This window comes from Hymenobacter ruricola, assembly GCF_015694525.1.
Lineage (GTDB): Bacteria > Bacteroidota > Bacteroidia > Cytophagales > Hymenobacteraceae > Hymenobacter > Hymenobacter ruricola.
Map to the genome: position 1 here is coordinate 54786 of NZ_JADQDM010000023.1, position 11578 is coordinate 66363.

An 11578-nucleotide genomic window follows, 5' to 3' on the forward strand; every position below is an offset into this window, starting at 1 on the left:
ATTTCTAATGAGGTTGACTGCTAGCGATAAACTGGAAATAATGTTGCGGGAAGGCAGCTTCCTGGTAGGAGTTGGCGGCTCACTTATAGCGTTATCGAGCCTGCTGGTCAAGCTATCCAATTCAGAATATGCCCTCGATGAGCTAATAATAGGCGCTGCGTTCATCGTTTTCGGCCTGGGCTTGGTTTACCACAGCGTTGACAAGCACAAATTATTGTGGGCCCTTGCTGCCGACCCCAGTCTCGTTACCGGAACCCTCGAACCAGCCCGCACCACAACGGAGGAAATCGACGGCACAACCTTTTACCGCGTAGCTTACGATTACCAATTTGACGGAATGACCTATTCCCATTGCGTCGAGACAAGCCGCCCTGAAAAGTATGGCGCCCAAGAATCCATTTTTATTCAACGGTCACGGCCCGCAAATGCGGTATTCGCCGCCGACCTACCCAGTGTAGTGCGAGAAAAACTACTGTCAGCAACTTCCAATCAGTTCCATGCACAGTAGAATACCCATTCTGGTGATAACCGGCTTCATTTCGATTACCGCCACTCTCGCCCACGAGTTTTGGCTCGAAGCCCCGCGCTTCCGCCTGCAGCCCGGCGCCACGGTCAGCATCCACCCCCTCATCGGGGCCGACTTCGCTGGCAAACCCTGGACCACCAAAGCCACCAAAGTCCTCCGCCTGGCCCGCTACGGCCCCGCGCCGGCCGACAGTTCCAACCTCACGCCCGCCCCCGGCGCGGCCGAAACCGACACCTTCCGCACCGCCTTCACCTTTGCGCAGCCCGGCACCCACGTCGTGCTCCTGCGCTCCACCAACTCCTTCACCGAGTTGCCCGCCGAGCAGTTCACCGCCTACCTGCGCGAAGAAGGCCTTGACTACCCCCTGAAGCTGCGCCAGGAAAACGACCAAACCGACAAGCCCGGCCGCGAAACCTACCGCCGCTGCGCCAAAGCCCTGGTGCAAGTGGGCGAAGCCGCCGCGACCCTTGCCGCCACCGACAGCGCCTGCCGCCGCGTCTACGGCCTGCCGCTGGAGCTGGTGCCCGAGCAAAATCCCTACCGCGTGCGCACCGATAAATCCCTCACCGTGCGCGTGCTGCACAATGGCAAGCCGGCTTTTGGCGCGTCTGTGCAGATATGGCAGCGCCAGCCCGGCGGCCTGCCCACCACGCATTACACCACCCGCGCCAACCAAAACGGCCGCATCTTGTTACGACTATCGGGGCCCGGCCCGTACCTGCTGGCCGCCGTGGACATGACGGTGGCACCCGCCAAGCTGCGCGACCGCGCCGACTGGCAATCGACCTGGGCCTCGCTCACGTTTGCGGGGCCGCCCGCCGGGCCCCTGCGGGCCGGAGCAAAACATTAGCCAGCTTCACCCAAAATTTTGGGTTTTTTATTTACCTTCGCCGTTCCCTTACTCTCCTTGCCCGCTGTATGAAGTACACGATTGATAAAAAAGAAAGCTACACCATCATCACCATTGAGGAGAAAAAGCTCGACACCACCGTGGCGCCCGACCTCAAATCGGAGTTTGTGAAGCTCAACGCTGAAGGCATCAACAACCTGATTCTGGACCTCACCAACGTGAAGTACACCGATTCGTCGGGCCTCAGCTCCATTCTGATTGCCAACCGGCTCTGCAACTCCACGGGCGGCCTGCTGGTGCTCACCGGCCTGCAAGACCACGTGCTGAAGCTCATCACCATCAGCAAGCTGGAGTCGGTGCTGCACATCCTGCCCACGGTGGAAGAAGGCATTGACCGCGTGTTTCTGCACGCCATCGAGCGCGACCTGACCGATAAGGAATAGCTTTTTTGAGCTGTTAGCGGGTGCCTTAATTCGCCACTTGGCTGTTAGCTGTTAGCCTTCTTTCGGGGGTGCTACCGGCTGGCAGCCAATTTTGCTTTTCTTCACCGCCCTCTTTTTCACTTAAAAAAAGCTAGCAGCCATCCGCTGCTAGCCAACAGCGAACCATTGACTTTCGAGCTGAAGATATTGGGCTCGGCTTCGGCCACGCCGGTCGCCGGCCGCCACCCCACGGCGCAGGTGCTCACGGTGGGCGCTTCTACCTACCTGATTGACTGCGGCGAAGGCACGCAGTGGCAGATGCTGGAGTACCGCGTGCGGCCGCATCACCTGCGGGCCATCTTCATCTCGCACCTGCACGGCGACCATTATTTTGGCTTGTTTGGCCTGCTGGGCACCATGCACCTGCAGGGCCGCACCCAGCCGCTGCGCATCATCGGCCCGCCCGGGCTAGACGAAGTCCTCGTCGCCCAGGCCCGCGTCTCGAACATGCACCTGGCCTTCGCCATGGAGTTTACGCCCGTAGACACCGAAGCCCACGCCGTGGTGTATGAAGATGAGCTGCTTACGGTGGCCTCGCTGCCCATGCGCCACCGCATTCCGTGCGCCGGCTACCTGTTTTCGGAACGGCCGCGCCGCGCCAACTTGCTCAAGGAACGGCTGCCCGCCGGCCTGCGGCCCGAGCAGCTGGCCCGCTTGGCCCAGGGCGAAGACCTGCCCGCCGACGGGCAGCAGCCCGGCCTGCGCCACGCCGATGTGGCCGGCCCGCCGCCCGCGCCGCGCCGCTACGCCTTCTTTTCCGACACGCTCTACACGCCCGCGCTGGCCGACCTCGTTCAGGGCGTCGACTTGCTCTACCACGAGGCCACGTTCCTGGAAGAGCTGCGCGAGCGCGCCGCCCAAACCCACCACAGCACCGCCCGCCAGGCCGCGCAATTGGCTGCGGCCGCCGGCGCGAAACGTTTTCTCATCGGGCACTTCTCTAGCCGCTACAAAAGCCTCGGGCCCTTGCTGGAAGAAGCCCGGGCCGTGTACCCCGAGGCCGAACTTGCCACCGAAGGGCTCGCGGCGAGTTTGTAGTGGCATCTATTGTTTGTCATCCTGAGCGGAGCGAAGGACCTTCTCACGCTCGCACAAATCGGTGTGTCATGATAAGGTCCTTCGCTCCGCTCAGGATGACAAAATTTTAACTCATGAATACCTTCGCGCACAAAAAACAGCAGCTCTACCTCGTGCTGAGCGGCATTTTCCTGGTAAATGCGCTGCTGGCCGAAATCATCGGCGTCAAGATTTTCTCGGTCGATAAGCTGATGGGCCTGCCCGGCAATCTCACGGCGGGCGTGCTCATCTGGCCGGTGGTTTTTGTGACGACGGACATCATCAACGAGTACTTTGGCAAGGCTGGGGTGCTGCGCATCAGCTACCTCACGGTGGTGCTCATTCTGTTTGCCTTTGGAGTTATCTACCTCACCACCAAGCTGCCACCGGCCGATTTCTGGCTCGACGTGAACAAGGCCGATAATCAGGGCCGGCCGTTCAACATTGATTTTGCCTACCAGAGCATTTTCCGGCAGGGCCTGGGCATCATCACGGGCTCCATCGTGGCGTTTGCGGCGGGGCAGGTGCTGGACGCCACCATTTTTGCGGCCATTCGGAAAGCCACGGGCGGGCGCTTTGTGTGGCTGCGGGCCACCGGCTCCACGCTGGTGTCGCAGCTCGTCGATTCGTTTGTGGTGCTGTACGTGGCCTTTTACGTGTTCGGCAACTGGACCATCGACCAGGTGGTGAGCGTGGCCAATACCAATTATTGGTACAAATTTGCGTCGGCCATCCTGCTCACGCCGGTGCTGTACCTGGCCCATTTCCTGATTGACCGCTACCTGGGCAAGGAGGAAACGGCTGAGCTTCAGGAGGAAGCTGTGGAGAACGTGAGCGTGTGAATTTGCCGGGCCAATGCGCGGTTGTGAGCTCATGTTGCTTAAATCTATTTTCCTGGCCGCCGCGGCGTTGCTGCCCGGGCTCGCGCAGGCGCAATTCATCCTGGCTCCCGGCACCTACCAACTGGCCAACGGCTCCAAAGGCGAAGCTTCGTTGAAGCTGATGCTGGCCGAGAACGGCAGCCCCACCATGATGGTGGGCGTCAAAAACGGCAAGGAGCGCCGGTTCCGCGCCGCTGAAGTCACGTATTTCACCGTTGAAAACCATCGTTTTGTGCGGGTGAATGACTTCCGTTTCCTCAGCGGCACCGATGCGGATTTTAAAGAACCCGCCCTGTTGGAAATTCTGGAAACCGGTCCGGTGGAGCTGTTTTATTACCATTACCAAGTGGAAATGGGCCCCAATTTCAAAGCACACGTGAAGCTGCTGGTGCTGCGCAAGGCGGGCACTCCCAGTTTCCTGGCCTACGCCCCCGGCCGCACGCCGGGCTTCGACTCCAAGCTGGCGTCTGGTACCTTCGTGGCCGCGCTCTTCCCCGCCGACCCGGTGCTGCAACGGCAATTTGCCACCAACGGCATTACCCGGGCCCACCTGGCCGACGTGGTGCGCGCTTACAACCAAGGAGTCCGCCTGAAACCCTAACCCAACCCCATGTCCCGCATTCTTACCGGCATCCAAAGCACGGGCCGCCCGCACCTGGGCAACCTGCTTGGGGCTATTCTCCCGGCCATTGAGCTGTCGAAAAATCCGGCCAACGACTCGCTCTACTTCATCGCCGACCTGCACTCGCTCACCACCGTGCGCGACGCGGCCGTGCTGCGCGCCAACACCTACGCCGTGGCCGCCGCCTGGCTGGCCTGCGGCTTCGACACCGAGAAGAACCTGTTTTACCGGCAGTCCGACGTGCCGCAGGTGACCGAGCTGACCTGGTACCTGAGCTGCTTTACGCCCTACCCCATGCTGGCCAACGCGCACTCGTTCAAGGACAAGTCGGACCGGCTTTCGGACGTGAATGCCGGCTTGTTCACTTACCCCGTGCTGATGGCGGCCGATATTCTCCTGTACGATGCTGAGTTTGTGCCCGTGGGCAAGGACCAGATGCAGCACCTCGAAATCGCGCGCGACATTGCCCACGCCTTCAATTCGCGCTACGGCGAGACGCTGGTGGAGCCCCAGGCCCGCGTCGACGCCGAGCTGATGACCATTCCCGGCACCGACGGCGCCAAGATGAGCAAGAGCTACGGCAACATCATCGACGTTTTCGCGCCCGAAAAAGAGCTGCTGAAAGCCGTAAAAAGCATTATTTCGGACAGCACCCCGCTCGAAGCGCCCAAGAATCCGGCCACCGACGTCACCTTTAAGCTGTATTCGACCCTGGCCACGCCGGAAGAAACGGCCACCATGCGCCGGAACTACGAGGCCGGCGGCTACGGCTACGGGCACGCTAAAAAGGAGCTGTACGAGCTGATTCTGCGGCGCTTTGCCACCGAGCGCGAGCGGTTCGATTTCTACATGAGCAACCTGCCCGCACTGGACGCCGCGCTGGCCATTGGTGCCCAAAAGGCGCAGGAATACGGCGCGGGCGTGCTGGCCAAGGTGCGCCAGAAGGTGGGTTACGGACGGGCGTAGCCTTCGCCGGCGGGCCGCCGGTCATTGCGAGCGCAGCGCAGCAATCCGTCCTGTCAAGAACAGACCCGCCCTTTTACCAGAACCGAAGGTCAGCGAAGCTAAAGCCCCGTCACCGCAATGGTGCCGGGGCTTTTCAATCAAACTCTGTCACATTCCGAGGTTGGTCGCGGAGGACAGGACGGATTGCCGCGCTGCGCTCGCAATGACCGGCGGCACAATAGACCAATCTACGCCTCGTAGGGCTGCTGGTGCGAAAAGCTGAAGCCCACTTTGCTGCCGCGGCTTACCTGTTGGTTTTCAACCTTCTGTTTGACGCTGATTTTCTGAATTTCGGGCAGCAGCGGGGCGATGAGGTCGTTGTTGACGGCCGCAATCATGGCGCTTTCCACGAACAGGCGCATGGCTTCGGGCTTGATGATGTTGTCCGACATGTCGTTGTCGGGCAGTTCCAGTTGCTGCACGCCTTCGAGGTAGTAGTGGTTTTCGATGTTGACCAGCAGGCGGCCCACCAGGTAGCCGGGGTCGTTGAGGCGCTGGTACTTGATGCTGTCGGCCATGAAGTTGTAGGCCATGATGTGCCCGAAAAAGCGCCGCCGAAAATCCTCGTTGACGTAGGCGCTGGGCATGGGCCCGTAGTCGTCGGGGAAGGTGACGACGTTGGAGTGCATCACAAACACCAGCAAATCGCCCGAAAACTTGATTTGAAACTCCATGTCGTTGATGGAGCGGTATTCGATGACGACGCTGGAATCCAGCGGCGTGAGGCGGCGCGTGAGCTCCAGCACCAATTCCTGCGACACGAGGCGCAGGCAGTCGAAGGCGGCCTGGGTGTTGCGAAAAATGGCCTGTTTGGCCACCGACTTCTGCTTGAGGCCGTCAAAAATCTGGTCGAGACGGTCGGCGGGCGCTTCGATGGGCGAGCCGGCTTCGGCCGTGGGGTGGTTGTTGGTGGCGGTGGCGCCGGTGTGGCCCGCCTCGGGGGACGTGGTGGCGGCTGGGGTGCTGGCGGCGGCGTTGGCCGCTTTGGGAGCCTTCTTTTTCTTGGGAGCGCCGCCCGCTACGTCTTCAACGACCGGGACTTGCGAGGTTTCGGCGGGCGCGAACAGCTCGGGTTCGCCGCTATTTTTGGAAGGAGACTTGGCCATGCGGAAAGGAAAAAGCGCCCCGGGAACCGCGACGCAAACGAAAGTAAAGGAACCACTGCACCGCCGCCAGCACCAGCAAGGCCCCGCGGCTAATGTGCACAGGATACGAACGCAAGCAGGACCTTAGTTTCAATCTCCCGCATTAGGCGCCTGGTCCGTCTCATTTGGGCGCGCCCCACGCAGCGGCGGCGGAGCCTCCAATTCTTCCACTACCGACCACTGCGGGCTGCGAAACGCCACCGTGCGCAGCCCCGCCCCGCGGCCGCCAGCCTCCGGCAGCAGCATGCCAACGGCCGATGGCCGCGCCAGGGCCTCTCCCACCGAGCGCACGGCGCCGGCCGGCACCGTGCGGCGTTCCAGGTCGGCCAGCAAGGCATCGCCATTCATTCCGGCAATGCGGTCGGTGAGCAGCATTTCCAACGCCTCCCGGTGCCGCACGCGGGCGGCGTTGGTTTGAAAGCGGGTGTCTGTCGCCCATTCGGGCCGCGCCAGGGCCGCGCACAGCTGCCGAAACTGGCCGTCGGAGCCCACGGCCAGCACCAGCGGCCGGCCGTGGGCGGCGCGATACACGGTGCCGTAGGGCACGATGCTGGGGTGGCCCGAGCCCATGGGCTGCGGGTCGTGGCCCGTGACGAGGTAGGTGGCGGCCTGGTTGGCGAGCGAGGCTAGGGCGCTATCGAGCAGGCTGACCTGAACCAGCGCCCCGCGCCCGGTTTTCTCCCGCTGAAAAAGGGCCGTGAGCAAGCCTTCTTTCAGCTGGTGGGCGGCCAATAAATCGACCAGGGCCACGGGCATTTTCTGCGGGGGCTGGCCGGGGCCGGCGGCGTTGAGGTGCATGAAGCCGGCTTCGGCCTGCAGCACGGCGTCGTAGCCGGCGCGGGCAGTTTCGGGGCCGTAGCCGGTGAGGTGGCCGTAGATGAGGCGCGGGTTTTTCGCGGACAAGGTGGCGTAGTCAGCGCCCAGTTTTTCGGCGTCGCCGGGCTTGTAGCTGGCCAGTACGAGGTCGGCGGTGGCAGCTAGTTGGTGCAAGGAGGCCTGCCCGGCTGGCGTTGTCAGGTCGAGCACACGGGATTCCTTGCCCCAGTTAGATGCCGCGAAATAAGCTGACACGGAAGCATCAGCCGCGGGCTGAGCCGCAGCGGCAGCAGTTTCGGTCGTGGTTTTCCAGCTGCGCGTGACGTCGCCGGCCGGGCTTTCAATCTTCAAAACGGAAGCTCCAAGCTCGGCAAAAAACTGGCCCACCTGCGGGCCGGCCAGCACGGAAGCGAGTTCGAGGACGCGGAGGTGGGCGAAGGGTAGTTCGGGCGACATACAAGGCGGCGGGGAAAGCCAGCAAGCTACGCGCGGGCGTCAACACTTGCCTCAACCCGCCAAGTAGCCGTAGTCGCGCAGCTGCTCGCGCACGTCGCCGTCCAGCCGCAGCAGGCGGCCCTGGTGCAGCAGGTACACCACGTCGCAGAGGGGCAGCACCTCGGCGTAGCGGTGGTCGGTGATGAGTAGGCCTTTGCGCTGCTTAAGGTGCTGCATTTCCTCGGCCAGGGTTTCGACGTGCACCGGCATCACGCCGGAAAACGGCTCATCGAACAGCGAAAAAGCCGTATCGGCGTGCAGTAGCAGCAGCGCCTGCACCAGCCGCGCCGACCCGACCGACAGCTCGCCGATTCGCTTGTCGAACTGCGGCCGCAGCTCGGGAAAGCGCGCGGTGGCGTTTTCGAGGTCGACGCCCAGCAGGCGCGCCGCGCGGGCCAGCGTCAGCGACGGCGGCAGCAGCGGCTCCTGGGGCAGGTAGTTCAGCAGCCCGCGCTCCCGGAACGCCGGCACCACGCGGCGGCCGTTCACGCGCACCGAGGCATCGGCCACGGCGCGGGCGCCGAAAATGGTTTGCAGCAGCACCGACTTGCCGCTGCCGTTGCGGCCCAGCAGGCCCACAATCTGGCCGGTTTGCACCCGCAGGTACACGCTGCTCAGCACCTGCCGCCCACCGAATTCGATGCGAATGCCATCGGCCTCCAGCACCTGCGGGCCGGCCTCGTTAAGCGCTGTCTCGCTCATGATAAGGCCGCCCGCATCAGCCAGGCGCTGCCCAAAAACAGCAGCCCATCCAGGGCCACCGCGCCGCGCCAGAGTTGCCGGCGGGAAATGTTCAGGTTGAAGTAAAACCAATACTGCCCCGGCCGCAGCCGCTCCGACAGCAGCCACACCACCGGCGCCGTGGCCAGCTTGGCGAGCAGCAGGGCCGGCAGGATTCCCCTGCTCCGCCCCTCGTAGATGGAGGGCAGCAGCACGGCGCCCAAAATCAGGCCCGAAATGCCGAGCATAAACGGGGCGGCGCTGCGATAAAACAGCAGCCCGGCCCGCCACCGGGTAAGCATTAGCGTCATAAAATAAGGGGTTGGTGCGCCTACCAACGGGGCCGCCCGCGAATTATTCTACCCGCCCGGTGCGGATGAAAACCGGGAACGTGACTTCCCGCGCGCCCGGTCCCCACAGCTGTTTTAGCTCATCCGCTACCAGGGCCGTCAGGTCGGCGCCGGTGTGCTGCTTGGCATAGTTGGCCGCGGCCGACCACGTGCCCAGGTACCCCAGCATGTCGGCCGCCGTCCATTGCCGCATTTCGGCAAACCGCGCGTGCTGCACGTCGGCAAACGGGAAGGGAATGCGGGCGTATTCCTCGGTGATGTGCCGGCGGTTGGCGTCCCAGTACGGCGCCGAGGTTTCGTCGTGAAACCGGTCGAGGGCCGCGTTGAGGGCGGCGCTGTCGGTGCGGCAGAAGTTGTAGCCCCATTCGGCCAGCACCGCGCCGGGCCGGGCCACGCGGCGCACCTCGGCGTGGTAGGCGGCGTGCTCGAACCAGTGCACGGCCTGCGCCACGGTGATGAGGTCGAAGCGCTGCGCCGGAAAGGGCGTGTGCTCGGCCTGGGCCCGTTGGTAATGGATGTTGGGGCGCGGCGCGGCCTGGGCCAGCTGCTTGTCGCTCAGGTCGGTGGCATCGACGCGCACGAAGTCATCGGCCAGCACCACGGCCACCTGGCCGTTGCCGGTAGCGCAGTCCCAGGCCCGCTCGCGGCTCGCTACCTGGGGCAGCAGCCAGTGGTAGAGCGCGGCGGGGTAGTCGATGCGGTAGCGGGCGTAGTCGGCGGATTGGGTGGAGAAACGGTCGAGGATGGGCATGGGCGGCGATGGTTGGGGGCTGCAAAGAACGTCACGTTCGGCGTCGGAGCAAGGTTCGGACGCATCGGAGCAAGGTTCGGACGCGTCGGAGTTGGCTTCGGGCATTTCGGAGCTGACTTCCGGCGTTTCGGAGGAGGCTTCGGACGCCGCGGCGGCCGGTTTTTGCTCGTCCGTGGCACCGCGCCGGCGTTGTATCTTTACCACAAATCAAGCGGTTTGCTGGCCGAAAGCACCATGTCAGCCCATTTTCAAATACTTAACAAGCTGAACCTTGACGTTTCACGAATTTAAGCTTCACGACGACCTGCTGGCCGGCGTAGACGCCATGAACTACCAGCAGGCCACCCCCATTCAGGAGCAGGCCATCCCCAAAATCATCGAAGGCAAAGACCTGATTGCCTGCGCCCAAACCGGCACCGGAAAAACCGCCGCCTACCTGTTGCCGCTGCTCGACAAGATTTCGCACGCCAAGCACGGCCACACCACCACCCTCATCCTGGTGCCCACCCGCGAGCTGGCCACCCAGATTGACGAGCAGGTAATGGGCTTCGGCTACTACGTGGAAGCCAGCTCGATAGCCATCTACGGGGGCGGCAAGTCCGAGAACTGGGAGCAGCAGAAACGCGCCCTCACTTCCGGGGCCGACATCATCATCGCCACCCCCGGCCGTCTCATCGCGCACCTGCAAATGGGCTACGTGAAGTTCGACCAAATCAAGTACCTGGTGCTGGACGAGGCCGACAAGATGATGGACATGGGTTTCAGCGATGACATCCTGAACATCGTGCGCCAGCTGCCCAAGGAGCGGCAGACGCTGCTGTTTTCGGCCACCATGCCCAGCAAAATCCGCGACTTCTCGCAGCAGATTCTCAAGAACCCCGACGAAATCCGGCTGGCCGTATCGAAGCCCGCCGCCGGCATCGACCAGCAATTTTACATGGCGTATGACCGCCAGAAAATCTACCTGCTCGAGCACCTAATCAAAACGCAGGACGTGCAGAGCATGGTGCTTTTCACCAGTCAGAAAGCGGCCGTGGGCGGCATCGTGAAAGCGGTGAACAAGCTTGGCATCGAAGCCCGCGGCATCAGCTCCGACCGCACCCAGGAAGAGCGCGAGGAAATCATGCGCGCCTTCAAAAACAAGCAGTTCCCCATTCTGGTGGCCACCGACGTGCTCAGCCGCGGCATCGACATTGACTCGCTGAGCCACGTGGTGAACTACGACATCCCGCGCGCCGCCGAGGACTACGTGCACCGCATCGGCCGCACGGCCCGCGCCGCCACCAAAGGCACCGCCATCACCTTCATCTCGGACCAGGACCAGGACCGGGTGGTGAAAATTGAGCGCCTCATCGAGCGCGACATCGAGAAGCAGAAAATTACCGAAGCGCTGGGCCTGGGCGAAGCGCCCGAGTTTGACCCCAAACGCTTCGCCGGCCTGGGTGGCAAAATCGGTGGGCGCCCCGCCCGCGGTGGCCACGGCGGAGGTGGCGGCCGCGACCGTGGCCCCCGTGCCGAAGGCGACCGCGGCCCGCGCCGCGAAGGCGGCCGGGATGGTGGCCGCGACGGCGGCAAACCCCGCCGCGACGCCCCCGACCCCAAAGACCCCAAGCACCTGGAGCGCCTCGCGGCCGCCAAAAACGCTCTGGCTGCCCTCGATGCCGGCCAGGCGCCCACCGTGCCCTACCAGCGCCCGCCCCGTCCCGAAGGCGAAGAGCGCCGCGAGCGCCGGCCCCGTCCGGAGGGCGAAAACCGTGCGCCCCGTGAGCCGCGTACCCCGCGCCCCGATGGCGAAGCCCGCGAGCCCCGTGAGCCCCGCGCCCCGCGCCCGGAAGGCGACGCCCGTCCGCCGCGCGAACCCCGCCCCGAGGGCGAGGCC

The 11578-nt window shown here is 63.6% G+C and carries 13 protein-coding genes; 8 read left to right on the top strand and 5 right to left on the bottom strand.

Going from position 1 to position 11578, the window contains the following annotated elements:
- The first annotated feature begins 13 nt into the window (after nucleotides 1-13).
- The 7 genes from I2H31_RS23715 to trpS all read left to right on the top strand — a co-directional run bounded on the left by I2H31_RS23715 (nucleotide 14) and on the right by trpS (nucleotide 5383).
- Nucleotides 14-508, top strand: coding sequence for a hypothetical protein (locus I2H31_RS23715; protein ID WP_196295547.1), 495 nt, complete (start codon nucleotides 14-16; stop codon nucleotides 506-508).
- Nucleotides 498-1376 (top strand): DUF4198 domain-containing protein, encoded by an 879-nt coding sequence (locus tag I2H31_RS23720; protein WP_196295548.1) that lies wholly within the window; start codon nucleotides 498-500, stop codon nucleotides 1374-1376. The genes I2H31_RS23715 and I2H31_RS23720 overlap by 11 nt, the downstream gene beginning before the upstream one ends.
- Before the next feature lie 68 nt (nucleotides 1377-1444).
- Complete coding sequence (locus I2H31_RS23725) at nucleotides 1445-1819, top strand: STAS domain-containing protein (RefSeq protein ID WP_046246220.1); 375 nt, start codon at nucleotides 1445-1447, stop codon at nucleotides 1817-1819.
- A gap of 165 nt (nucleotides 1820-1984) precedes the next feature.
- Nucleotides 1985-2896 carry a ribonuclease Z gene (locus tag I2H31_RS23730; RefSeq protein WP_196295549.1) on the top strand — a complete coding sequence of 304 codons (912 nt, stop codon included), beginning with the start codon at nucleotides 1985-1987 and terminating at the stop codon, nucleotides 2894-2896.
- Nucleotides 2897-3009: 113 nt separating this feature from the next.
- Complete coding sequence (locus I2H31_RS23735; RefSeq protein ID WP_196295550.1) at nucleotides 3010-3756, top strand: queuosine precursor transporter; 747 nt, start codon at nucleotides 3010-3012, stop codon at nucleotides 3754-3756.
- A 31-nt stretch (nucleotides 3757-3787) separates the two neighbouring features.
- Nucleotides 3788-4396 carry a hypothetical protein gene (locus I2H31_RS23740; protein ID WP_196295551.1) on the top strand — a complete coding sequence of 203 codons (609 nt, stop codon included), beginning with the start codon at nucleotides 3788-3790 and terminating at the stop codon, nucleotides 4394-4396.
- 9 nt (nucleotides 4397-4405) lie between these two features.
- The gene (gene trpS / locus I2H31_RS23745; RefSeq protein ID WP_196295552.1) at nucleotides 4406-5383 is read left to right on the top strand and encodes a tryptophan--tRNA ligase; all 978 of its coding nucleotides are present in this window, start codon (nucleotides 4406-4408) and stop codon (nucleotides 5381-5383) included.
- 227 nt (nucleotides 5384-5610) lie between these two features.
- Here trpS and I2H31_RS23750 read toward each other — a convergent pair whose 3' ends face one another.
- The 5 genes from I2H31_RS23750 to I2H31_RS23770 all read right to left on the bottom strand — a co-directional run bounded on the left by I2H31_RS23750 (nucleotide 5611) and on the right by I2H31_RS23770 (nucleotide 9699).
- On the bottom strand, nucleotides 5611-6528 hold the full coding sequence (locus I2H31_RS23750) for a hypothetical protein (RefSeq protein WP_230688021.1): 918 nt from the start codon (nucleotides 6526-6528) through the stop codon (nucleotides 5611-5613).
- Between the two features lie 129 nt (nucleotides 6529-6657).
- On the bottom strand, nucleotides 6658-7839 hold the full coding sequence (locus I2H31_RS23755) for a CaiB/BaiF CoA transferase family protein (protein WP_196295553.1): 1182 nt from the start codon (nucleotides 7837-7839) through the stop codon (nucleotides 6658-6660).
- A 51-nt stretch (nucleotides 7840-7890) separates the two neighbouring features.
- Nucleotides 7891-8580 carry an ATP-binding cassette domain-containing protein gene (locus I2H31_RS23760; protein ID WP_196295554.1) on the bottom strand — a complete coding sequence of 230 codons (690 nt, stop codon included), beginning with the start codon at nucleotides 8578-8580 and terminating at the stop codon, nucleotides 7891-7893.
- Complete coding sequence (locus I2H31_RS23765) at nucleotides 8577-8909, bottom strand: hypothetical protein (protein ID WP_196295555.1); 333 nt, start codon at nucleotides 8907-8909, stop codon at nucleotides 8577-8579. Before I2H31_RS23765 ends, I2H31_RS23760 begins: the two co-directional genes overlap by 4 nt.
- A 43-nt stretch (nucleotides 8910-8952) precedes the next feature.
- Nucleotides 8953-9699: a class I SAM-dependent methyltransferase gene (locus tag I2H31_RS23770; RefSeq protein WP_196295556.1), complete on the bottom strand. Its 747-nt coding sequence runs from the start codon at nucleotides 9697-9699 to the stop codon at nucleotides 8953-8955.
- Between the two features lie 325 nt (nucleotides 9700-10024).
- Between I2H31_RS23770 and I2H31_RS23775 the strand changes: the two genes are divergently transcribed.
- Nucleotides 10025-11578, top strand: a 1554-nt coding sequence (locus tag I2H31_RS23775) for a DEAD/DEAH box helicase (protein ID WP_196295564.1), incomplete at its 3' end; no start/stop codon positions are given.

Coding starts and splice junctions, on each gene's coding strand:
- I2H31_RS23720 (WP_196295548.1), top strand. CDS start 498: ATGCACAGTAGAATACCCATTCTGGTGATAACCGGCTTCATTTCGATT.
- I2H31_RS23725 (WP_046246220.1), top strand. CDS start 1,445: ATGAAGTACACGATTGATAAAAAAGAAAGCTACACCATCATCACCATT.
- I2H31_RS23735 (WP_196295550.1), top strand. CDS start 3,010: ATGAATACCTTCGCGCACAAAAAACAGCAGCTCTACCTCGTGCTGAGC.
- I2H31_RS23740 (WP_196295551.1), top strand. CDS start 3,788: ATGTTGCTTAAATCTATTTTCCTGGCCGCCGCGGCGTTGCTGCCCGGG.
- trpS (WP_196295552.1), top strand. CDS start 4,406: ATGTCCCGCATTCTTACCGGCATCCAAAGCACGGGCCGCCCGCACCTG.
- I2H31_RS23750 (WP_230688021.1), bottom strand. CDS start 6,528: ATGGCCAAGTCTCCTTCCAAAAATAGCGGCGAACCCGAGCTGTTCGCG.
- I2H31_RS23755 (WP_196295553.1), bottom strand. CDS start 7,839: ATGTCGCCCGAACTACCCTTCGCCCACCTCCGCGTCCTCGAACTCGCT.
- I2H31_RS23760 (WP_196295554.1), bottom strand. CDS start 8,580: ATGAGCGAGACAGCGCTTAACGAGGCCGGCCCGCAGGTGCTGGAGGCC.
- I2H31_RS23765 (WP_196295555.1), bottom strand. CDS start 8,909: ATGACGCTAATGCTTACCCGGTGGCGGGCCGGGCTGCTGTTTTATCGC.
- I2H31_RS23770 (WP_196295556.1), bottom strand. CDS start 9,699: ATGCCCATCCTCGACCGTTTCTCCACCCAATCCGCCGACTACGCCCGC.